The sequence below is a fragment of the Bradyrhizobium ottawaense genome, from assembly GCF_002278135.3.
GTDB lineage: Bacteria > Pseudomonadota > Alphaproteobacteria > Rhizobiales > Xanthobacteraceae > Bradyrhizobium > Bradyrhizobium ottawaense.
The window spans coordinates 1,008,372-1,029,200 of sequence record NZ_CP029425.2; the positions used below are offsets into that span (position 1 = coordinate 1,008,372).

Below are 20,829 nucleotides of genomic sequence, written 5' to 3' on the forward strand. Positions count from 1 at the left end.
GCTCGCGCCAGGCTTTGGTGTGAATGGCAGTGAAAAGACGCGGGACGGCCGAAGCCGCCCCGCGTGCTCGAGCTATTCGGCCGCGATCATGCGCGACTCGTCTGCTTCATCGGCCGGAGTTTCCTCGTCGTCGCCGGCGAGGAATTCCGGCAGCGCCTCGCCATCGCCCTCGGGCTCCGCAGCATCGACAGCCGCCGCCAATTGGGCGTCGGGCATCCGCAGGGGCTCGGGCAGCCAGCCGGCCTCGGCGAGGAGGCGCTCGGCCTCCTTGGCCATGTCGCCCTTCTTCAGATGATCGATGAGCTGCGCGGCCCGCTCGCCGGCCCCCTCCCGCACCGCTTCCAGGATGCGGAGCTTCGGGACGCGGCCGAGATAGTTCTCGACGGTCGGGCGCCAACCGGACTCCACCATGTCGAGGTCGACGGCCCGGGCGATGCGATCGGCCTCAGTGATCCGGTGCTCGACGGTGTGCGGCGTGATGCCGCCGCCGTAGCGGTCGCCCTTCTCGTAGAGCGCGTTGATGCCGAATGAGGCGCAGTGCGCGAAGAGCGCCGCCTGCTCGTCGCCGGTGAGGCCGGTCAGCCAATCCCAGAGTTCGGTCTTCTCCTTGGGCAGGCGCTCCTCCCACGTCTTGTGGCGCGCGTCGATCGCCTTGGCCGCTGGCGTGTCCTTCAGCCCTTGCGCTTGCACCGGGAAGCTGACGCTGCGCACCGAGACCTCCATCGCCGTCCCGTAGGAGGAATAGCGGGAGAAGACGTCGAGGCAGAATTTGTGCAGCACCGCCTGGAAGGCGACCGAAGGCGTGATCGCCAGCCTGTCGCGCAGCGCCAAAGTCCGCTCCGCCGTGAGCTCGGTCAGCAGGCGATCGGGGAGCGGCTTCACCGCATCATCATCCTCATCCTCTGCCTCCGCGAGCTGCCCGCCGATGGTGATGACGGCGCGCTGGATTCCCGGCGCTGATGGTTCGGCGCCGTCGAAGGTCGCGGCAGCGGGTTCGCCATCGCTGCCCTGCTCTGGCTCGGCCACGGGTAGCTCGTCCTCAGGGCGGACGTAACCGCGATCAACCAAGAGCGTGCCTTCGGCGTCGATGCCGACGAACACACCCGCGCGGGCGATGTCGGCAAGCTGATAGTTGATGGGTCGATCGTCAAAGACGGCGAGAGCCGTCTCGATTTCGCCAAGTCGCTGGTCAACCTCGTCGGGCAGCTCATCCGCGCCGTCATGCTCGGCTTCCAGCCTGGCAAATTCGGCCTTGAGCGCCTCGATGGTCGCCTGCTCTTCGGCGGTGAGACCGGCGGATACGCTGTCCAGCTCGCGCAAGCCACGCGTGTGGCCGTAGGGGAAGTCGATCGCGACCTCGATCCACTTCCAACCTTCGGCAGCGATCGTTTCTGCCTCCGCCTTCAACTTCTCGGCGACCAGGCGGTCGAGCAGAGCGACGTCCTCGAGCCAACCGCCGTCGTCGGACTGGAACAGGTCGCGCAGCACCACACCGCCAGCCGCCTCGTAGGCGTCGAGGCCGACAAACACGGCCCTCCGGTCGGAGGCGCGCGCCGTCTTCTCCGTCAGCATGCGGCGGATCTGATAGGGCTCCTTCTGCCAGGAGCCGGAGATGGCCTGCCAGACCTGTTCCTGGCGTCCATGATCCGCGGTGACGGTGAAGGCCATCAACTGCTCAAGCGACATGCCGTCCTCGGCATAGATGTCGAGCAACGCGGGCGAGACCGAGGCCAGGCGCAAGCGCTGCTTCACCACATTGACCGAGGTGAAGAAGACCGCAATCGCGATTGCATTGACCTGGAGTTCCACGCGTCAGGCACGCGCGCTCCTGGATGCGGCGATCGAAGCCGGACAGGAGAATGCTCGGTTCGTCGGCAACGTCATGAACGCGATGGACACGTTGCGCCATTTCGGCAGTCACTCCTGGATCAACGAGTGCTTTATGATAAGGGCGCGGGAGGTGCGTGATAACTGGCGAGCCTACGTGTTGCAACGACTGGCCTACATCGCCGTGCTCGGCCTTGCCGTCGCGCTGCAATTTGCGGTCACGCTTCTCCTTCTTATACCTGAATATCACGCCGGCGCGATCACCATTGGCGATATGGTGCTATTCAATACGCTTCTGCTTCAGCTCAATATGCCCTTTGAGACGGTCGCGAGGGCGATCTCTGACGTGGCGCGGTCGCGAGCCGACCTCATCCCTCTAGGTAGACTGTGGGCCGCACCAGAAGAGCGGCAAGCATCTCATGCTCACGATTTCAAGCCCTCCGCTGACCAGCTCTCTTTCGAGAGCATTGGTTATGCCTACGACAACGGTCGCGGCGTTACCGACGTCTCGTTTAAGGCCGGGCGCGGCGGGATTACTTTTCTTGTCGGTGAAACCGGATCGGGGAAGTCCACGATCTTTAAGCTCGCCCTGAAATCGATTGAGCCCGACTACGGCCGAATTCTCGTCGATGGAACGGATATAGCGAGCGTCGATCGCGCGGATTGGTATGCCGCAGTTGCTCTCGTGCCGCAGGAGGTGATGTTGCTCAATGAGCCGCTAGCTGACAACATTTTGTTAGGACGGCCCCGCGACGAGGTACGCCTTCGCGATGCGTCGAAAGAAGCCGCTATTCTCCCGTTGATTGAGGCGCTACCGGAAGGATTTGAAACAACCGTTGGAGAACGCGGCTTGAAGCTTTCCGGCGGGGAGCGACAGCGCGTTGCTATTGCCCGCGCGCTCTATGGACAGCCGGCGATCCTTCTTCTCGACGAGGCTAGCTCCGCGCTCGACGAACGAACCGAACGGGACGTTATGGACCATATACGCACGCTAGCTGAGGATGTGACTGTGCTAGCGATCACTCATCGGAGAGGTGTCATCTCCACGAGCGACGTCGTGGTCGATCTGACCGACTGCGCCTTGTCAGTGACTTAGACGAAGAGTGCCGCAGCCGTTTCGTAAGACGCCCAGTTTCAGGCACCCGGCATGCCCACGAGCACGACCGGCCGCTCGCCGTGCGCTGTCGGATGCGATCATTGTTGTCGTAGTGAATCTGTCTGTAGATTTCAGCGACAAACTCGCCGAGGGAAGAGAAGCGGACCGGAATCGCGAGGTCGATCTTGAATTTGTCGTAGAAACTCTCCCGGTACCCATTCTCCCAGTGACGGTCTTTCTTCGAGCGGGAGATGGCGATATTGAGCGACACAAGGAAGGCGCGGGCGGCTTTCGCGTTGTACTCGGCACCGTTGTCGGGGCGGAAGATCGCGGGACGGCCGTGCGCAAGGAGCGCATTGCCGAGAGCGGGTCGCGCAAGAATTCCTCGATCTGCCGCCGGAGCGCATGAGCGCATGGTCGCGCTCCGGCATCTTGCGTTTGTAGTACAGCGCAGGGGCTGAAACGGCGAGCGATTGCGCGCGCCTCGCGTGCGGCCACGCCGGCGTCTCTCATCTCTTTTTGGGCCTCGTTAAGCTTCAGGGTGACGAGGCGGACCATCCTCAGGAGCTCGTCGTTCTCCCCTCGGAGCTTGGCAATCTCCATGACGGAACGGCCACTTGATACCGTGCCCGCGATTAAAGAACGGGCCACTCATCGAGCTAGGCTCGAAAGGTGAAGCAGTAAAGAACGCGCAAAGGGCGTTGATTGAGCGTAAGCACGATTTTCCTCGCACGTTGACGCGCGGGCTTTTGACGGATGGCGTTCGTATCTGGCGATACTGGGCTGTTCAGGCCGTGGCGGCTTTGGGGCTCAGCCGGCAACCTGATATTGCCGCACCGGATGGCGGACCATCGCATCGATATCGATGCCGTCAAGGATCGAGTGCAATTGCTCGGTCGTCAGCGTGACGACCGCCTCTTGGCGGCGCGGCCATCGGAACTTGTCCTCGGTTAGCCGCTTCAGGACCAGCACAAAGCCGGACCGATCGAAGAACAGCAGCTTCATCCGGTCGCAACGGCGATTGCAGAACGCAAAAACCGCAAGAGCGAACGGATCGAGCGCCATCGTCTCCTGGACCAGAACCGCAAGGCTGTTGATGCCAGCCCGGAAGTCGATCGGCTCACGGTGCAGATAGACCTGAAGCTCACCGCCCAGTCTGAACATGGCCCAGTGCTCCGATGATCGCCGTCATGCATCCACATCGCCGCATTCCAGCGCAAGCTTCACGCCGTTCGGCAGGGACGCGCTCACTTGGGCTAGATTTGGTCTCTCAGGAGGTTGTCCATCTGGTCTGAACCGAGGAAGCTGAGGTTGCGAAGCTTCAGTGTTCCAAGGCAGATGAACGTCCACAAGAATGCGCCTTTGACGCTCAAAGGTCGAGAGGCGATGGTGCGAGGCGTGGTCGAGGGCGGGCTGAGCCAGGCTGATGCGGCAAATCAGTTCAACACGACACCGAAAACCGTGGCCAAATGGGTCAAGCGGTTCCGCGCAGAAGGCGTGGATGGTTTGCGCGACCGCTCGTCGCGACCTCGTTCATCGCCGAGCCAAACCCCGCCGGCCACGTGCGCCGCCGTCGAGACGTTGCGCCGGCAGCGCCACACCGGCAAGCAGATTGCTGCCGAGGTCGAGGTGTCACCGGCCACCGTCAGCCGTATCCTTCGCCGCTTGGGATTAAGCCGGATACGCGATCTGGAGCCCGCCGAGCCGGTGCGCCGGTACGAGCGCGAGCACCCCGGCGAGCTCATCCATATCGACATCAAGAAGCTCGGCAGGTTCGTAAGACCAGGCCACCGCATCACACACGATCGCCAGAAAGGCGAAGCCGCGGCGCCGGCCACGAGTTCGTCCACGTGGCCATCGACGATGCATCGCGCTTGGCCTTCTCCCAGATCCGGCGGGATCAGAAAAAGGAGAGCGCCATCGCCTTCCTCAAGGAGGCCGTCACTTACTACCGCAGCCTCGGCATGAAGGTCACCGGCATCATGACCGACAACGGCTCCTGCTACCGCGCCAAGGCCTTCGCCAGAGCGTGCAGGAAGCTCGGCCTCAAGCACATCTTCACCAGACCCTACAGACCGCAAACAAACGGCAAGGCCGAACGCTTCATCCAGACAGTGCTGCGCGAATGGGCCTACGCTCGCGCCTATGACACCTCAGACCAGCGCGCCAAAAACCTGCCAATCTGGCTTCATCACTACAACTGGCATCGCCCGCACGGCAGCCTGCAGGCCAAACCACCCATCAGCCGCCTCGGCCTCCCGAAGGACGACCTGTTGAGATTCCACAGCTAGAGAACAAAAAGCTGTAGTCCCCTTGGGTTCCGACCCGCGCACTTCATCGCAAGTCGCCGGCAAATCAACCGTCGCCACGCTGTCTTGTCGCGACAGGGCTCGATCGGCGGTCTCCTCAAGCTGAACCCGGATGAACGCCGATGGTGAAGATGGCGGCAGAGACCTGGTCGCGGTGTGCTTCTTGATCCACTTCCGAAGCAGGTTCGCGTTGACCCCGTGTTCGAGCGCAAGTCTCGATACCGAAACCCCAGGCTCAAGACAGGTCGCGACAAGACGCTCCTTCGATGCCGCCTCGTAGCGCCGGCGACCGTTCCGGCCAACAAGCCTCACTCGCAATTTCTGATCATCGTCTGCCATCACAAGGTGCCCACCTATTTTGGTGGACACCTCATGCATCAGAGTACTCAAAAGCAAAAGGTGGAGGGAAATTCGCGCTTACTGTCGATCAGCATGCTTCGACGCAGCAAGTATTTTTTCGCCGCTCTACGCCCGCTTCCTACGACGCCTGAATACTTGTTGAACTAACCCGTTTCCTGCCTTTTCTATCCATCCCCGTTGCTGATCGCTTGCCGCGATTGGTACTCGACGGGGGACGATCGTGGCGGGCACTTCACTCCATTCGGAAGCCTTCTCGCGTGGCGCGCGCATGCTGCGCACCGCGCTTGGTCCCGCGATCGCCACCTTCCTGGAAGACCCCTCGATCGTCGAGGTGATGCTCAACCCCGATGGTCGGCTCTGGGTCGACCGGCTGTCCGGCGGGCTGGAGGATAGCGGACGAACGATGTCCGCCGCCGACGGCGAGCGGATCGTGCGCCTGGTCGCGCACCATGTCGGCGCTGAGGTGCATGCCGAAAAGCCCCGCGTCTCGGCCGAGCTTCCCGAGACGGGGGAGAGGTTCGAGGGGCTTCTCCCGCCTGTCGTTGCGGCGCCGGCCTTTGCGATCCGCAAGCCTGCGGTGGCTGTTTTCACCCTGGATGACTACGCGGCGGCCGGCATCATGACGGCCGGGCAGGCGGGCATGCTCCGCGAAGCCGTCGCGGCCCGCAAGAACATCCTGGTCGCCGGCGGCACGTCGACCGGCAAGACCACCCTGACAAACGCGCTGCTGGCGGAGATCGCCGGCACCACCGATCGCGTGGTCCTGATCGAGGACACGCGTGAACTGCAGTGCCGCGCGCCGAATCTGGTCGCGCTGCGCACCAAGGACGGCGTGGCGTCCCTGTCGGATCTGGTTCGGTCTTCCCTCCGCCTACGCCCCGACCGGATTCCGATCGGCGAGGTACGGGGCAGCGAAGCCCTGGAGCTCCTCAAAGCCTGGGGCACGGGCCACCCCGGTGGGATCGGAACGATTCACGCCGGCACGGCTCTGGGCGCGCTTCGCCGCCTCGAGCAGCTCATCCAGGAAGCCGTCCTCACTGTTCCCAAGGCGCTGATCGCCGAGACCATCGATCTCGTCGCGGTTCTGCGCGGCCGCGGCAGCGAACGCCGCCTCGCTGAACTTGCTCTCGTCGCCGGCCTCGATCCCGCCACCGGCGACTACCGCGTCAACTCTGCCGCGGCGGGCGGCCCATCCTCACTTCCCGGAGACCCCTCATGATCCAGTTTCCTCCCGCGATCCGTCGCGTGCGACTCCGCTTCACGGGCCTCGCCGCAATTGCCGTCATCTCCATTGCAATCGCGCCCGCGGCCTACGCCTCCGGCTCGTCGATGCCGTGGGAGACGCCGCTCAATCAGATCCTGGAGTCGGTGCAAGGGCCGGTCGCGAAGATCATGTCGGTCATCATCATCACCGTGACCGGCCTGACGCTTGCGTTCGGCGATAGTTCCGGTGGCTTCCGCCGGCTGATCCAGATTGTCTTCGGTCTGTCGATCGCCTTCGCCGCGTCGAGCTTCTTCCTGACCTTCTTCAGCTTCTCCGGCGGAGCGCTGGTGTGATGGCCGGCATCATCGATCTAGACGTGCCGGGCTTCTTCGCGCCGGTTCATCGCGCGCTCACCGAGGCAATCCTGATGGGCGGCGCGCCCCGCACGGTTGCGATCGCCAACGGCACGTTGGCCGCGGCAATAGCGCTCGGCCTCCACCTCTGGATCCCCGGCGCGCTGATTTGGGCCGTGGGCCATGCCGCGGCGGTCTGGGCGGCCAAGCGCGACCCGCAGTTCGTGGACGTCGTTCGACGCCACCTCCGCTATCCTTCTTACCTCGGCGTGTGAGACTTCCATGCTGAACCTCGCCGAATACCGCAACCGGCCCCACAGTCTTGCCGACTTCCTGCCCTGGGCCGCTTTGGTCGAGAAGGGCGTCGTCCTCAACAAGGACGGCGCGTTCCAGCGCACGGCGCGCTTCCGCGGGCCGGATCTCGACAGCGCGACGCCTGCCGAACTGGTCGGCGTAACGGCCCGACTCAACAACGCGCTCCGCCGTCTCGGCTCAGGTTGGGCGATCTTCGTCGAGGCCCAGCGCATCGCCGCCCAGACTTATCCGCACAATACTTTTCCTGACGCCGCATCAGCGCTGGTCGATTTGGAGCGGCGGGACGCTTTCGAGGAGGCGGGCGCGCATTTCGAGAGCCGCTATTTCCTGACCTTCGTCTGGCTCCCGCCGGCTGAGGACGCCTCGCGGATCGAAGGCTGGCTCTATGAGGGCCGCGCGCAGAGCGGCGTCGATCCCCACGAGCTGCTGCGTGGTTTTGTTGATCGGACCAACCGCGTCCTGCAACTTGTCGAAGGGTTCATGCCTGAGGTGGCGTGGCTCGATGATGGCGAGACGCTGACCTACCTGCATTCGACGATCTCGACCCGGCAACAGCGCGTGCGCGTCCCCGAGACGCCGATGCATCTCGACGCGCTGCTCGCGGACGAACCGCTTGCCGGTGGCCTCGAGCCGCGGCTCGGCAACCATCATCTTCGTACACTCACGGTGGTCGGCTTTCCGACCGCGACCTATCCCGGAATCCTCGACGAGCTGAACCGGCTTGCCTTTCCTTACCGCTGGTCGACCCGCGCGATCCTCCTCGACAAGACCGAGGCGGTGAAACTCTTGACCAAGATCCGCCGGCAGTGGTTCGCCAAGCGCAAGTCGATTGCAGCCATCGTCAAGGAGGTGATGACCAACGAGGCCTCGACACTGGTCGATAGCGATGCGGCGAATAAGGCCACTGACGCCGATCTCGCCTTGCAGGAACTGGGCACCGACGACGTCGGTCAAGCCTACATCACCGCGACCGTCACCGTCTGGGACGAGGACCCCGGTCTCGCCACTGAGAAGCTTCGCCTCGTCGAGAAGGTGATCCAGGGGCGCGACTTCACCTGCATGCCGGAAGGGGTGAACGCGCTCGAAGCCTGGCTCGGCTCTCTGCCGGGTCACGCCTACGCCAACGTTCGCCAACCGCCGCTCTCGACACTGAACCTCGCTCACCTGATTCCGCTTTCAGCGGTCTGGGCCGGGTCAGATCGGGATGAGCATTTCCGCAGCTCCCCGCTCTTCTTCGGTAAGACCGAAGGCTCGACGCCGTTCCGGTTTTCGCTGCATGTCGGCGACGTCGGCCACACCCTGATCGTCGGCCCGACCGGCGCCGGCAAATCCGTGCTGCTGGCGCTGATGGCGATCCAGTTCCGGCGCTACCGGAAAAGCCAGATCTTCGCCTTCGATTTTGGTGGCTCGATCCGCACGGCGGCCCTTGCCATGGGCGGCGACTGGCACGACCTCGGCGGAAGTCTGTCCAACAGCGCCGAAGATTCAGTCTCCCTTCAACCCCTCGCACGTATCGGCGATGCGGCCGAGCGCGCCTGGGCGGCCGAATGGGTGACGGCAATCCTCGCCAAGGAGGGCGTCACCATCGATCCGACCGTGAAGGAGCACGTCTGGTCGGCATTGACGTCACTGGCGTCCTCACCGGCCGAGGAACGCACGATCACCGGTTTGACGGTTCTGTTGCAATCGACCGCACTCAAGCAGGCGCTGCAACCTTATTGCGTCGGCGGCTCCTCCGGCCGTTTGCTCGACGCGGAGGCCGAGCAGCTCGGCTTTGCGTCGGTGCAGGCGTTCGAGACCGAGGGCTTGATCGGCGCAGGCGCGGCGCCTGCCGTCCTCACCTACCTCTTCCATCGCATCGAGGGCCGGCTCGACGGCCGGCCGACCCTCCTCATCATCGACGAGGGGTGGCTCGTCCTCGACGATCCAGCCTTCGCGCAACAGCTCAGGGAATGGTTGAAGACCCTGCGGAAGAAGAACGCTTCCGTCGTCTTCGCCACTCAATCGCTTTCCGACATCGATGGCAGCAACATCGCGCCAGCGATCGTCGAGAGCTGCCCGACGCGGATATTCCTGCCGAACGAGCGCGCGATCGAACCGCAGATCACCGCCATCTACCAGCGGTTCGGCTTGAACGACCGCCAGATCGAGATCATCGCGCGGGCGACGCCGAAGCGCGACTACTATTGCCAGTCTCGTCGCGGCAATCGGCTGTTCGAGCTCGGCCTTGGGCCAGTTGCGCTCGCCTTCTGCGCCGCCTCCTCCAAGACCGACCATGCCGCAATCGAACGGCTGCTTGCCGAGCACGGCCGTGACGACTTCACGGCCGCCTGGCTCGCCGATCACGAACTGCTGTGGGCCGCCGATCTCATCCCTGACCTGACAAACCTGGAGGTGCAATCATGACCGCTCTCGAAGTGCGGCGCGCTGGCTTGGCCGCTGCGACGGCTCTCTCGCTCGCCTTTTCGATCTCGCCGCTTTCGACGACCTCGGTCCTTGCGCAGTGGATCGTCTACGACCCCACCAACTTCAGCCAGAACGTGCTGACCGCGGCGCGCGAGCTGCAGCAGATCAACAATCAGATCCAGATGCTGACCAATCAGGCCCAAAGCCTGGTGAATCAGGGAAAGAACCTCGCCAACCTGCCGTTGTCGACGCTGACCCAGCTTCAGTCATCGATTGCCAAGACCCAGTCACTGCTGAGCCAGGCCCAGAACATCGCCTTCAACGTCGAGCGCGTCCAGACGATGTATTCCAGCACCTACGGCACGGCGGCGGCGACGGGCTCCAATGCAACAATGTTTGCCGCGGCTCAAAGTCGTTGGCAGAACTCGGTGGGCGCTTTCGAAGACTCGCTGAAGGTGCAGGCCGGCGTCGTCGGCAATATCTCGACCAACTCCAGCGCAATGAGTACGCTGGTTACCGCCAGTCAGTCGGCAAGTGGCGCTTTGCAAGCCGCTCAAGCCGGCAACCAACTCCTCGCGCTGCAATCCCAGCAGCTATCCGATCTCGTCGCGGTGCTCGCCGCGAAGGGACGGGCGGATGCGCTGGAGCAGGCGCGCGTAACGGCGACCGAGTCGCAGGGCCAGCAGCAATACAAAATCTTCTCGACACGCAGCGGCTATCAGCCGGGCAACGTCACCATGTTCAGCGGCAACTGAGGCACCGATCATGGAGCGCTCGGATATCTTTCGCGCAGGCGCGATGATCGTCGTGTTCGTGATTTTCCTCGCCGCGCTGCACGTCATCCATCGGCGTCCAGCCGAGCGGCCGGTATCCGACGCCCCCTCTGTCTCCGCTCCCGATGACCTCTCGGCCGAGCTGCTCCGCTGCGCCGAGCTTGGACCCCAGGATGCCGAAGATCCGCACTGCCAGGCGGTTTGGAAGGAGAACCGCGCGCGCTTCTTCGGCAGGCCGGCGCGGCCACGTCTGCCGCAAGCCGCGCCGGCCACTCAGCCGATGACGGCTGTTCCAAAGGGAGAGAAGCCGTGAACAACGTCGGCGTCATCGACACCTTTCTCAATACTTTCACGACCTACATTGATTCGGGTTTCGGCCTGATCAAGGGCGAGGTCACGTATTTGTCGTCGACGTTGATCGTCATCGACATCACGCTCGCGGGCCTGTTCTGGGCTTGGGGCGCAGACGAAGACATTCTCCAGCGACTGGTGAAGAAGACCCTCTACATCGGCTTCTTTGCCTTCATCATCACTAACTTCACCAAGCTCTCAGGCATCATCTTCAACAGCTTCGCAGGCCTCGGCCTGAAGGCCGGCGGCTCGTCGATCTCGACGGCGGACTTCCTGCGGCCCGGCCGGCTTGCGCAGGTCGGCCTCGACGCCGGGCAGCCGTTGCTCGACTCCGCAAGCCAAATGATGGGCTTCACCAGCTTCTTTTCCAACTTTGTACAAATTGCCGTGCTGATGGTGTCCTGGCTGCTGGTGCTGATCGCCTTCTTCATTCTGGCGGTGCAGCTCTTCGTCACGCTGATCGAGTTCAAGCTGACGACGCTCGCCGGCTTCATCCTCATTCCGTTCGCGCTCTTCAACAAGACCGCCTTTCTCGCGGAGAAGGTGCTGGGCAATGTCGTTGCCTCCGGCGTGAAGGTCATGGTGCTCGCCGTCATCGTCGGCATCGGCACCGGGCTCTTTTCGCAGTTCACCACCGCCTATGCCGGCGGCCAGCCGACGATCGAGCAGGCGCTCTCTGTCGTGCTCGCGGCGCTCGCTATGCTGGGCCTCGGCATCTTCGGGCCCGGCATCGCGACCGGGCTTGTTTCCGGCGCGCCGCAGCTTGGTGCGGGCGCTACCGTCGGCACGGGTCTGGCTGTTGCCGGTACAGCGATGGTCGGCGGCGCGGCGCTCGGTTTGGCCGGAAGGGGAGCGATGGCAGCCAGCTCTGGTGCTGCGGCTGCCGCGCGCGGCGGTGCGGCGATGGCGGGCGGCATGTCCTCCGCCTACAGCCTCGCATCAGCCGGTCGGTCCGGCGCCGGCGGCGTCGCGTCCGGTCTCGGCGGTGCAGGCCGTGCGGCGGCTAGTCACGCGGCAGCTCCCGTCAGACGCGCCGCTGCGCAAGCGGCAGGGACAATGACGGAGAGCTTCACTTCTGGCGCCCGTGCCGGCGTCGCCAACACGGGTGGCTCCTCGACGATGGGGACCATTCGGAGCGGCGCGGCCGCAAACGATGGAGCCGCATCTCAAGTGCCGAGCGAGAGCGGTCCGCCCGCCTGGGCCCAACGCGTCAAGCGCAATCAGACCGTCATTCACGGCGCTCAGACCACCGCGCAAGCCCTCAAATCCGGCGACAGCCATGGCGGCGGCCACTCCGTCGACCTCTCGGGAGGAGAATAACGAATGTCAGTCTTCCGGCGATCGTCGGTTCGTTACGGCCGCACGCCCGAACCAGAAACCCCCTACCAGCGCGCAGCGCAAGTTTGGGATGAGCGCATTGGATCCGCCCGGGTGCAGGCCAGGAACTGGCGGCTGATGGCCTTCGGTTCGCTGATGCTGTCCTGCGGCCTTGCCGGTGGACTCGTCTGGCAATCCACGCACGGCACTGTCGTTCCCTGGGTGGTGCAGGTCGACAAGCTCGGCGAAGCGCAAGTCATGGCGCCCGCTACCGCCGACTACAGGCCGAACGACCCACAGATCGCCTGGTATCTCGCCCACTTCATTCAGATCGTTCGCTCGCTTCCGGCCGACCCGATCATCGTGCGGCACAACTGGCTGCAGGCCTATGATTTCACAACCACGGCGGGCGCGGCGGCGCTGAACGACTACGCCCGCGCCAACGACCCCTTCGCCAATCTCGGCAAGCAGCAGGTCGCGATCGACGTCTCCAGCGTCATCCGCGCCTCGCCCGACAGTTTTCGCGTGGCCTGGGTTGAGCACCGCTTTCAGGACGGGGCGCTCGCCGGCACCACGCGTTGGACCGCGATCCTCACCATCGCGATTCAGCCGCCCACCGACGCCGATCGGCTGCGCAAGAATCCACTCGGCATCTACGTCAACGCCATCAACTGGTCAAAGGAGCTGGGACAATGACCCCGCCGATTTTCGCAAAAGCCGGCGGTCCGGCTTCGCGTTTTTCCATCGTTCATCAAAACCGGAAGGACGGCGATACGTCTTTCCGTAAATCCGCTTTGACGGCTTTGCTGATATCCGTCTCAGCCCTTGGCGGCTGCGCGCACAATTTCATCCCACCCGACATCAGCTACGACACTGCGGAGCCTGCGACGCTCACCGTCGACCCGGCGCCGCCCGTCAAAATCGTGGAGTTGCCCCAGCCGCTGCCACTGCCCGGGCAGTTGAAGCCGCTCGCCGCCGGCAAACGCGTCCCGGAAGCCGCCGATCCAAAGGTTCGCGTCAAACAGGCCAACGCCGCGGCACGGGTGCAGCCGGTCCGCAATGGTTTCATCAACGCAGTACAGGTCTATCCGTTCTCCGGCGGAGCCCTCTACCAGGTCTACACGGCGCCCGGCCAGATCACAGATGTCGCCCTCCAGGAGGGTGAGCAACTCGTCGGCTCCGGTCCGGTTGCCGCCGGTGACACTGTGCGCTGGATCATCGGCGATACCGAGAGCGGCGCGGGCGCGACCAAGAAGATTCATATCCTCGTCAAGCCGACGCGGCCGGATTTGGTCACCAATCTCGTGATCAACACCGATCGGCGGACCTATCTCCTCGAGCTGTGCTCGACGGAAAAGACCTATATGGCCTCGGTCTCCTGGCAGTATCCCGAGGACCAGCTGATTGCGCTTCGGCGGCAGAATGCGGCCGCTGAAACTGCGGCGCCAATTGCGGCTGGCGTCGATCTCGCCTCGATCAACTTCCGCTACTCTATTGAGGGCGACGACCCGGCCTGGCGTCCGCTGCGCGCCTTTGATGACGGCAACAAGGTCTACATCGAGTTCCCAAGCGGTATCGCCCAGGGTGAAATGCCGCCGCTGTTCGTGATAGGTCCAGCCGGCGGCTCCGAACTGGTGAACTACCGAGCAAACCGTAACTACTACATCGTCGACCGCTTGTTCGCCGCCGCCGAATTGCGTCTTGGCGACAAGGATAGTGAGCGGCGCGTGCGCATCGTCCGCACCGACGGAAGGCCGCGCGCATGGCGATAGACAGCGAAGACGAACGTCAGGGCGACATTCCGCCCGTCGCGCCGCCGGACCTGCGGCTCCGAGGCGAGCGGCCCCGTGTCACACGGCTCTCGCGCAAGGTCCTTGTCGGCCTCGGCGCGCTGTCTGCCCTCGCGGTCGCGGGCGCGCTCGGCTACGCGCTCCAGACCGGCAACAAGGCGCAGAGCGGCCAAGAACTGCTCAGCACCCAGAACCGGCCTTCGGCCGAGGGTCTGGCCGGGTTGCCGAAAGACTATACCGGCCTGCCGCGTCAAGCACCGCCGCTCGGGCCGCCGCTGCCCGGCGATCTCGGCAAGCCGATCCTCAACACCGGCGCTGCACCGAACACGATGGCGGCGACGTCAGATCCCGAGACGCAGCGCAGGGGCCAGGAAATCGAGGCGGCGCGGGTCAGCCGCCTCTTTGCCCAAACTGCTCAGCAACCGCAGAGCGTCGGCCAACTCATCCCGAATGCCTCCGCTGGCGCCACGGCCACTCCGGCCGCGACACCGCCCGTCGATGCCGGATCTGCCCAGAACATGCAGGACCGCAAGACGGCCTTCCTCACTGCTCCGACAGACAAGCGCACGGTCAGTCCGGAACGGCTCGAAGCCAAGGCCTCACCTTACGTCGTGCAGGCGGGCACCGTGATTCCGGCTGCGCTCATCACGGGCATTCGTTCCGATCTGCCCGGCCAAGTCACCGCACAGGTGACCGAGGCGGTCTGGGACAGTCCGTCTGGCAAATATCTTCTGATCCCGCAGGGTGCCAAACTGATAGGTCAGTACGATAGCTCCGTCGCGTTCGGCCAGTCCCGCATCCTCCTGGTCTGGACCCGCATCATCATGCCGGATGGCAACTCGATCGTGCTAGAGCGCCAGCCCGGCGCCGACACCGGTGGTTATGCCGGTCTCGAGGATGAGGTCGACAACCACTGGGGCATGCTGTTCAAGGCTGCCGTCCTCTCGACCATGCTCAGCGTCGGAGGCGAGGCGGGCACGAGCCAGAATGAGAACAACCTCGTTCAAGCGATCCGTAGCGGCGCGTCCAACAGCATCAGCCAGACCGGCCAGCAGATCGTGCAGCGCCAGCTCAACATCCAGCCGACGCTGACCATCCGGCCAGGTTTCCCGGTGCGGGTCATCGTTACGCGGGATTTGGTGTTGGCTCCCTACCGCCAGGAGGCAAGCCGATGAGCAAGCTGAAGCTCGGAACCATCCTCGACGATAAGCCGGTGAAGATCGCCGTCGAGTTGCCGGCTGCCGTCCATCGCAATCTCCTCGCCTATGCCGAGGCGATCGCGCGCGAGAGCGGACAGCCGGCACCCGATCCCGCCAAGCTCATCGCTCCGATGATCCAAAGATTCATGGCAACAGACAAGGGGTTTTCAAAGGTGAAACGCGCGGCAACAAATTGATAAGGGGACGATCGTTCAGCGTTGCCTTGCAGAAACGGCCGGGACGAAAGCCCATCAAGTCAAATCCGGTCATAGACCAGCATTTTGCTCACGTAGACGCGTTCAGGTGAACAGGAAGTCAGATGCCATATATCGATGCCACGGGTGTGAAGCTTTATTTTGAGGAAGCCGGGGAAGGTCATCCGATCATTTTCCTGCACGAGTTCGGCTCAGATAGCCGCGGATGGAAAACCCAGGTTCGCTACTTTTCTCGTGCCTATCGCTGCATCACTTTCAACGCTCGCGGATATGCCCCCAGCGACGTTCCTGACGATCCGACGCTATATGGCTGGGAGCTCGCTGTGAACGACATCGCCGCCGTCATGCGTGGCCTCGCTGTCGAACACGCACACCTGGTCGGATTGAGCATGTGCGGATATGCCGCCTTGCAGTTCGGATTACGCTATCCGAAGAGAGCCAGCGCGATTGTCGCGGCCGGTGTGGGATCCGGATCGGCTCCTTCCCAGCAGGACGCCTGGTCGAGAGAAACCTCCATTCTCGCGCGGGCTTTCATCGAGCGCGGGATGGACGCGATGGCCCGGAGAATGGCGCATGGTCAGACTCGTATTCAACTCAAATACAAGGACACACGGAGCTGGGAAGAGTTCCAGGAACGCCTGCGTCACCACTCACCGCTAGGTATGTCGAATACGATGGCGCGCTGTCAGGGGGTGCGACCGCCATTGCATGATCTGGCCGATCAGTTCTCAACGATGCGAACACCGGTATTGCTGGCCCTGGGCGATGAAGACGCGCCCTGCCTTGAGACTAACCTGATGCTGAAAGCAGTGCTTCCCAACGCCGGTCTTTGGATCTGTCCCAACACCGGCCACACCATCAATCTGGAAGAGCCGACAGCATTCAATGCTCAGCTCGACAGCTTTCTAGCCGCCGTCGAGCGTGGGAGCTGGCGCCGCGGGCATCCGGAAATTGAGGCTGAATCCGATCTGAAACTTGAGATGACGTGCGATACACGCACGAAGGCAGTGGCCCGTTACTGCAACACTCCAGGCGCTTCACAGTGAGTCCTCTCATGAAATCCCGGACCGGCGTTCATCTCAGCGAATCCATGTCAACGCGGTTGACCGCCGCGGCTACACGCACGGGAGTCACAAAGTCAGAACTTATTGAAGCCGCGCTCGATAGCTTTCTCGAATCCGATAACGCTGCTGAACATTTCGCGATCGTGGCAGGCCGCCTCACTGAGTTGAACGATCAGATCGGGCGTCTCGGTGCCGATCTCAAGATGGTGAATGAGGCCGTCGCCCTTCACGCGCGCTTTCACTTGGCTGTTACGCCCTCGTTATCGGCGGCAGAGCAGCATATGGCGACTGTGGTGGGCTCAGAACGCTTCGATGAGTTCGCTGCGCAAGTAGGACGTCGTGTTGAGCGGGGGACATCCCTCCTCCGGGAGACGATGAACCGGCGCCTCGTGACGAATAAGAACCGCTGGGCGAGCCACCTTGCGGCAAGCGCGGATCGCCGCACGAATTGCAGGTCTTCAGAACCAGACCGTCGTCTGTCCGACACGGTTGATGGCGGGTCAGAGCCGAATGCTGCCGTGCGGGAGGGCGGCAGCATTCGAACCTTTCCAGACCGGACCAACATCCCGCTACAGCGAGAGATCTAACGGCGCTGAAACCACGCCTTATTCGCGGCCGCCTAGCCCAAGCCGCACCTACGTGCCGCGACGATCAGTTGCAGACGTGATGGGTGTCTCCGCACTTGTCATGCGGGTGTTTCTACCTTTTGCTGTCGGTTATTACCTCTCGTACCTCTTCAGGACAATCAACGCTTTGATCGCCGCTCCCCTGACATCGGAATTGGGGCTCGACGCTGGTGATCTTGGCTTGCTGACTTCGGTCTATTTTCTCACCTTCGCGGTAGCGCAGATACCCGTCGGCATCCTTCTGGATCGATATGGTCCGCGGCTGATCCAGAGCGTGCTGCTGGTTGCTGCTGCGGTCGGCGCCGCATTGTTTGCTACGTCAGACAATTTGCTCATGCTGCTTCTAGGCCGGGCGCTACTCGGTCTCGGCGTCGCCGCGAGCCTGACCGCCGGATTGAAAGCCCTCGTTCTCTGGTTTCCGAAGGACCGTCTTCCGTTTCTCAACGGCCTGATGGTCATGCTCGGTGCATTGGGAGCAGTCACCACGACCTCGCCGGCGCAGTGGTTGCTGGCTTGGGTTGGGTGGAGGACGCTCTTCGCATTGTTAGCTGTCTTCACGGCCGGCTGTTCGGCGATGATCTATCTCGATGATCTATCTCTTGGTGCCGGAGAGTGCATCGGCAACGCCGGTCCTGCGTGGAACAGCCGTGGCCAGCTTGAAGAAGATTTATACCGATCCGCATTTCTGGCGTCTGGCGCCGCTATCAGCGACTTCCGTCGGCACCGCCTGGGCGCTGCAGGGACTTTGGGCAGCGCAGTGGTTCACTGACGTCGAGGGACTTGATCGCGCTGCTTTGGTGCAACATTTGCTTGTCATGACCGTCGCGGTAGCCTGGGTGCGCTCCTGCTAGGCGTTCTGGCTGATCGGCTGCGTCGCTATGGCATTGGAACAGAGGCGCTCCTCGCGGTCGTCGGCCTTATGTTCATTGCCGTGCAATTCGCGATTATCCTGCGATGGCCGTTGTCATCATACGTCCTGTGGGCCGCTGTGGCCGCCGTCGGCGCAGCTACGGTGCTTAGCTATGCGATCCTGGCTAGTTATTTCCCGAAAGAGCTTGCCGGACGGGCCAATGCTGCGCTGAACGTGTTCCATATCGGTGGAGCGTTTGTCCTGCAATATGCCACTGGCGTCGTCCTTGAACATTGGACGCCTCAGGCGGGGCATTATCCGGAGATCGCGTACCAGATAGCCTTTTTCCTCAATCTTGTCCTTCAGATCATCGCATGGGTCTGGTTCGCTTTCCCGTGGGTGCTTCGGCCGTCGACGAGCGCTAGGTTCAGCGATTAGGGGCGCGAGTCGGCGGCAGCCAAGGTTCAGCCTGCCGGGACTGTGAGCGATCACAGCAAGCACCGGCGAATGTTCGACACCGCGACGCACCTCGTCCAGGAAATGCCGCCCCCCAGGGGTGATCGTGACACCCCGATGCCGATGCTCGAACAGATGCTGCAGTCTTCAGGGATCTCAAAGCTATGCCGATTCTGACGCGTAGCGGCGGCGCGACGACGCCGACCAAGGCTGCCAAGTTGATCGCCAATGGTTGGGCGCTTTATCGCAACCGACCGCGCCTTTGCGAAGGCCCGACGAAATGCTGTTCAGCTCGCATCTGGGGCAGCGGAAATATCAGGATAGCGCTCCCGAAGCAGGTCGAGCAACGGACGCAGCGATGGATTAGCGTTGTCCTGCCGCCAATAAGCGCGCAAGCTCAGCCGCGTCGGCCCCTCGGCATCATGCACCTCGCGGAAGGTGACACCCGGATAGACTGCGCCCGTCGCACTTTCCAATACCAGTAGAATGCCCCAGTCCACGCCGACCAAGGAGAGAAGACGGTCGAGCACCACATCATGGCGAACCAGCGGGCAAGGATCGGAAGACCCCAATTTGCTGTCAAGGAGCTTCAGGAATTCCGGTCCCGGGCCTCGCTGCGACATCAAAAGCGATTCGTGCCTCAGTTCGCCCCAGTGAATTACGTCACGACCTGTCAGCGGATGGTTCGCGGGGAGGGCGGCAACGACACGCTCGCTCCAGAGCAACAATGACCTGTCGCTCCACCTTGGACTGAGGCCGGCCACAAAGGCGACGTCAATCGCGGAGCTGGCGAGATCCGAAATCAGATGGTCGCTCGCTCCGTCAACCAGTTGTCTGTCGACATCGGGGAAGCGGTGCCGGTGCTCGATGAGAGTGGCCCGGAGATTGCCGGCTGACAGGGAAGTGTGGATGCCGATGGTCAATCGGCCGCTCTCACCACGCGAGCGGTTCTTGCCACGAACCGTGATTGCTTCCGTCTCATCAACGAAACGCCGGGCAGCTTCGAGGAATTCCTGCCCTTCAACGGTAGGTCGTGTGCCGCCATTGGTACGCTTAAACAGAGTGACGCCCAACCTGTATTCGAGATTGCGCAGGCCGCGACTAAGAGTGGGTTGCTTGATTCTGAGCGCCTCTGCCGCTTGGCGGAGGCTTCGGTGCTTGGACGCGACGATCGCCCAGCGCAGGTCTCGAAATTCCACAGGCACGGTCGAAACCCTAGGGTAAGTTGCCGGTGACCAATTGACCAATTTTTGTCTTGAATGGCGCACGCCATTTGCTTGCGCTGCTTCTGGATCTTCCAATTTGGCAAGCGCAAAAATGGGCGAGGCTGGAGCCAAAAAAGTTTGGCAAGTTTGCCTTTCATTTGCTTGCGCTGCTTCAACCCGCCAATTCGGCCTCGAAAGGGCCATCAAAAGACATCCGCCCTCCGGGCCGGTTAAGACCCTGCCGCCATTTGCTCGGTACCTAGGCTCGCTGGAGGCACGAGAAGCGCAAGCTCTTCTAACTTCATGTTTCGGGTAAACTGCTATGATTCCAAATGACAGTGAACCAATCGCCAACCCAACCCGATCATGAAAAAGCCTCCCGAACGACCCGAGAAGCAGTCTTTTCGATTGAAATGGGTAGAACGGGGAAAATCCGTTTTTGTGACCGAGCGTGTGATCCTACACGAGGTAATTTTGCGACAGGGCAACAGAAACCGACTGAGCTTCAGGTCAGCTTGGTTGTCCGCCTAAATGCTGTCCGCCAACGGCGCGCAACTGAGGATCGAAGTCGACAGGTTTTTGACGACAGTTCAGGCGGCCTGAGCGAACTAGAAGTATAACTGAATCATCGGGATGAAAGCCTCCCACCTATCCAAGTTAAGGCCTAGCTGCCCGCCTTGCCTTTCTTCTAATCCGCAATTCCTTTTCTGCTACCGATTTTCGGGGTAACTCAATCTTACCCAACTTCAGCGTGAAAGGGCGCTTGAGACCAAAAAATGGCGATTAGCCTTTCAGTACTACGGCCCCTGGAAGAGGAGGGGCGCGCGGATTACGGGTCGAAGAGCCCAGGAGGGATTAATGCCAAGGACGCACGCCGTTTTTCGCGGCTATTCGATGAATCTTGCCCGAAACGCTCTCATCTGCTCCACCCTTCTGGCGCGAACGGTTGGATACAGCGACTGGGGCGGTGTCATCCCCGCTAGGGATTGTCCCGGAAGCATGACGCTGGCAGCAATTACAAGCGCGCCAGAACCATAGACGAGATAGTTGTTGGAGGAGTTTGAACTGAGCGTGGTCGTGCCTGAAGAAACAAGATTGGTTGTCACGGCTTGC

General features: G+C 62.5%; 22 protein-coding genes and 3 pseudogenes. 19 read left to right on the plus strand and 6 right to left on the minus strand.

The features are described 5' to 3' along the window. Positions 1–72 precede the first annotated feature (72 nt). Positions 73–1,809: a hypothetical protein gene (locus CIT37_RS04735; RefSeq protein WP_011091003.1), complete on the minus strand. Its 1,737-nt coding sequence runs from the start codon at positions 1,807–1,809 to the stop codon at positions 73–75. Here CIT37_RS04735 and CIT37_RS04740 point away from each other — a divergent pair. Continuing rightward, on the plus strand, positions 1,766–2,923 hold the full coding sequence (locus CIT37_RS04740; protein ID WP_223153799.1) for an ABC transporter ATP-binding protein: 1,158 nt from the start codon (positions 1,766–1,768) through the stop codon (positions 2,921–2,923). The two genes, CIT37_RS04735 and CIT37_RS04740, sit on opposite strands and share 44 nt — an antisense overlap. Positions 2,924–3,035: 112 nt before the next feature. Further along, positions 3,036–3,332, plus strand: coding sequence for a hypothetical protein (locus CIT37_RS04745; protein WP_016847010.1), 297 nt, complete (start codon positions 3,036–3,038; stop codon positions 3,330–3,332). 401 nt (positions 3,333–3,733) lie between these two features. Here the strand turns inward: CIT37_RS04745 and tnpB are convergent, their stop codons facing one another. Further along, complete coding sequence (gene tnpB, locus CIT37_RS04750; RefSeq protein ID WP_011091000.1) at positions 3,734–4,087, minus strand: IS66 family insertion sequence element accessory protein TnpB; 354 nt, start codon at positions 4,085–4,087, stop codon at positions 3,734–3,736. Then, positions 4,068–4,183: pseudogene (locus CIT37_RS04755) on the minus strand (IS66-like element accessory protein TnpA); the annotation flags it as partial. The pseudogene CIT37_RS04755 and the gene tnpB, both read right to left, overlap by 20 nt. Before the next feature lie 78 nt (positions 4,184–4,261). Here CIT37_RS04755 and CIT37_RS04760 point away from each other — a divergent pair. Further along, positions 4,262–5,214: pseudogene (locus CIT37_RS04760) on the plus strand (IS481 family transposase). 119 nt (positions 5,215–5,333) lie between these two features. On the opposite strand, the pseudogene tnpA reads toward CIT37_RS04760, so the two are convergent. Beyond that, positions 5,334–5,571: pseudogene (gene tnpA, locus CIT37_RS04765) on the minus strand (IS66-like element accessory protein TnpA); the annotation flags it as partial. A 241-nt stretch (positions 5,572–5,812) separates the two neighbouring features. Between tnpA and trbB the strand changes: the two are divergent. The 16 genes from trbB (at position 5,813) to CIT37_RS04845 (ending at position 18,835) form a co-directional block, all read left to right on the plus strand. Further along, the gene (gene trbB / locus CIT37_RS04770) at positions 5,813–6,811 is read left to right on the plus strand and encodes a P-type conjugative transfer ATPase TrbB (RefSeq protein ID WP_011090996.1); all 999 of its coding nucleotides are present in this window, start codon (positions 5,813–5,815) and stop codon (positions 6,809–6,811) included. After that, positions 6,808–7,149 (plus strand): TrbC/VirB2 family type IV secretion system protein, encoded by a 342-nt coding sequence (locus tag CIT37_RS04775; protein ID WP_011090995.1) that lies wholly within the window; start codon positions 6,808–6,810, stop codon positions 7,147–7,149. The genes trbB and CIT37_RS04775 overlap by 4 nt, the downstream gene beginning before the upstream one ends. Beyond that, positions 7,149–7,424, plus strand: a complete 276-nt coding sequence (locus CIT37_RS04780; RefSeq protein ID WP_026312513.1) for a VirB3 family type IV secretion system protein — start codon at positions 7,149–7,151, stop codon at positions 7,422–7,424. The genes CIT37_RS04775 and CIT37_RS04780 overlap by 1 nt, the downstream gene beginning before the upstream one ends. Before the next feature lie 7 nt (positions 7,425–7,431). Continuing rightward, entirely contained in the window at positions 7,432–9,870 is a 2,439-nt protein-coding gene (gene trbE / locus CIT37_RS04785; protein WP_011090993.1) for a conjugal transfer protein TrbE, read from the plus strand. After that, positions 9,867–10,625 (plus strand): P-type conjugative transfer protein TrbJ, encoded by a 759-nt coding sequence (gene trbJ, locus CIT37_RS04790; protein WP_011090992.1) that lies wholly within the window; start codon positions 9,867–9,869, stop codon positions 10,623–10,625. The genes trbE and trbJ overlap by 4 nt, the downstream gene beginning before the upstream one ends. Positions 10,626–10,668: 43 nt before the next feature. Further along, complete coding sequence (gene trbK-alt / locus CIT37_RS04795) at positions 10,669–10,956, plus strand: putative entry exclusion protein TrbK-alt (RefSeq protein ID WP_231088586.1); 288 nt, start codon at positions 10,669–10,671, stop codon at positions 10,954–10,956. Further along, on the plus strand, positions 10,953–12,314 hold the full coding sequence (trbL, locus tag CIT37_RS04800; protein ID WP_011090990.1) for a P-type conjugative transfer protein TrbL: 1,362 nt from the start codon (positions 10,953–10,955) through the stop codon (positions 12,312–12,314). The genes trbK-alt and trbL overlap by 4 nt, the downstream gene beginning before the upstream one ends. Before the next feature lie 3 nt (positions 12,315–12,317). Then, complete coding sequence (gene trbF, locus CIT37_RS04805) at positions 12,318–13,007, plus strand: conjugal transfer protein TrbF (protein WP_011090989.1); 690 nt, start codon at positions 12,318–12,320, stop codon at positions 13,005–13,007. Continuing rightward, positions 13,004–14,083, plus strand: a complete 1,080-nt coding sequence (gene trbG, locus CIT37_RS04810; protein WP_011090988.1) for a P-type conjugative transfer protein TrbG — start codon at positions 13,004–13,006, stop codon at positions 14,081–14,083. Before trbF ends, trbG begins: the two co-directional genes overlap by 4 nt. Next, positions 14,074–15,276 carry a TraB/TrbI/VirB10 family type IV secretion system protein gene (locus CIT37_RS04815; protein WP_011090987.1) on the plus strand — a complete coding sequence of 401 codons (1,203 nt, stop codon included), beginning with the start codon at positions 14,074–14,076 and terminating at the stop codon, positions 15,274–15,276. The genes trbG and CIT37_RS04815 overlap by 10 nt, the downstream gene beginning before the upstream one ends. Next, entirely contained in the window at positions 15,273–15,497 is a 225-nt protein-coding gene (locus tag CIT37_RS04820) for a DUF2274 domain-containing protein (protein ID WP_011090986.1), read from the plus strand. Before CIT37_RS04815 ends, CIT37_RS04820 begins: the two co-directional genes overlap by 4 nt. A gap of 122 nt (positions 15,498–15,619) precedes the next feature. After that, positions 15,620–16,561: an alpha/beta fold hydrolase gene (locus tag CIT37_RS04825; RefSeq protein WP_011090985.1), complete on the plus strand. Its 942-nt coding sequence runs from the start codon at positions 15,620–15,622 to the stop codon at positions 16,559–16,561. Positions 16,562–16,569: 8 nt separating this feature from the next. Continuing rightward, positions 16,570–17,166 (plus strand): ribbon-helix-helix domain-containing protein, encoded by a 597-nt coding sequence (locus CIT37_RS04830; RefSeq protein ID WP_161170741.1) that lies wholly within the window; start codon positions 16,570–16,572, stop codon positions 17,164–17,166. Positions 17,167–17,245: 79 nt separating this feature from the next. Further along, positions 17,246–17,974: an MFS transporter gene (locus tag CIT37_RS04835; protein WP_016848072.1), complete on the plus strand. Its 729-nt coding sequence runs from the start codon at positions 17,246–17,248 to the stop codon at positions 17,972–17,974. Positions 17,975–18,124: 150 nt separating this feature from the next. Continuing rightward, complete coding sequence (locus CIT37_RS04840; RefSeq protein WP_095424574.1) at positions 18,125–18,493, plus strand: hypothetical protein; 369 nt, start codon at positions 18,125–18,127, stop codon at positions 18,491–18,493. A gap of 246 nt (positions 18,494–18,739) precedes the next feature. After that, positions 18,740–18,835 (plus strand): hypothetical protein, encoded by a 96-nt coding sequence (locus CIT37_RS04845; protein ID WP_301309069.1) that lies wholly within the window; start codon positions 18,740–18,742, stop codon positions 18,833–18,835. Here the strand turns inward: CIT37_RS04845 and CIT37_RS04850 are convergent. After that, positions 18,799–19,920 (minus strand): LysR family transcriptional regulator, encoded by a 1,122-nt coding sequence (locus CIT37_RS04850; protein WP_011090981.1) that lies wholly within the window; start codon positions 19,918–19,920, stop codon positions 18,799–18,801. The two genes, CIT37_RS04845 and CIT37_RS04850, sit on opposite strands and share 37 nt — an antisense overlap. A gap of 683 nt (positions 19,921–20,603) precedes the next feature. Continuing rightward, positions 20,604–20,822: a hypothetical protein gene (locus tag CIT37_RS04855; protein WP_125459388.1), complete on the minus strand. Its 219-nt coding sequence runs from the start codon at positions 20,820–20,822 to the stop codon at positions 20,604–20,606. Between the last annotated feature and the right edge of the window lie 7 nt (positions 20,823–20,829).

What these genes read in the sequence shown, in the direction of transcription:
- CIT37_RS04815 (WP_011090987.1), top strand. Translation starts at nt 14,074, where the DNA reads ATGGCGATAGACAGCGAAGACGAACGTCAGGGCGACATTCCGCCCGTC.
- trbK-alt (WP_231088586.1), top strand. Translation starts at nt 10,669, where the DNA reads ATGATCGTCGTGTTCGTGATTTTCCTCGCCGCGCTGCACGTCATCCAT.
- CIT37_RS04840 (WP_095424574.1), top strand. Translation starts at nt 18,125, where the DNA reads ATGTTCATTGCCGTGCAATTCGCGATTATCCTGCGATGGCCGTTGTCA.
- CIT37_RS04775 (WP_011090995.1), top strand. Translation starts at nt 6,808, where the DNA reads ATGATCCAGTTTCCTCCCGCGATCCGTCGCGTGCGACTCCGCTTCACG.
- trbJ (WP_011090992.1), top strand. Translation starts at nt 9,867, where the DNA reads ATGACCGCTCTCGAAGTGCGGCGCGCTGGCTTGGCCGCTGCGACGGCT.
- trbG (WP_011090988.1), top strand. Translation starts at nt 13,004, where the DNA reads ATGACCCCGCCGATTTTCGCAAAAGCCGGCGGTCCGGCTTCGCGTTTT.
- tnpB (WP_011091000.1), bottom strand. Translation starts at nt 4,087, where the DNA reads ATGTTCAGACTGGGCGGTGAGCTTCAGGTCTATCTGCACCGTGAGCCG.
- CIT37_RS04835 (WP_016848072.1), top strand. Translation starts at nt 17,246, where the DNA reads ATGGGTGTCTCCGCACTTGTCATGCGGGTGTTTCTACCTTTTGCTGTC.
- trbF (WP_011090989.1), top strand. Translation starts at nt 12,318, where the DNA reads ATGTCAGTCTTCCGGCGATCGTCGGTTCGTTACGGCCGCACGCCCGAA.
- CIT37_RS04850 (WP_011090981.1), bottom strand. Translation starts at nt 19,920, where the DNA reads ATGGCCCTTTCGAGGCCGAATTGGCGGGTTGAAGCAGCGCAAGCAAAT.
- CIT37_RS04825 (WP_011090985.1), top strand. Translation starts at nt 15,620, where the DNA reads ATGCCATATATCGATGCCACGGGTGTGAAGCTTTATTTTGAGGAAGCC.
- CIT37_RS04780 (WP_026312513.1), top strand. Translation starts at nt 7,149, where the DNA reads ATGGCCGGCATCATCGATCTAGACGTGCCGGGCTTCTTCGCGCCGGTT.
- CIT37_RS04845 (WP_301309069.1), top strand. Translation starts at nt 18,740, where the DNA reads ATGGTTGGGCGCTTTATCGCAACCGACCGCGCCTTTGCGAAGGCCCGA.
- CIT37_RS04820 (WP_011090986.1), top strand. Translation starts at nt 15,273, where the DNA reads ATGAGCAAGCTGAAGCTCGGAACCATCCTCGACGATAAGCCGGTGAAG.
- CIT37_RS04830 (WP_161170741.1), top strand. Translation starts at nt 16,570, where the DNA reads ATGAAATCCCGGACCGGCGTTCATCTCAGCGAATCCATGTCAACGCGG.
- trbE (WP_011090993.1), top strand. Translation starts at nt 7,432, where the DNA reads ATGCTGAACCTCGCCGAATACCGCAACCGGCCCCACAGTCTTGCCGAC.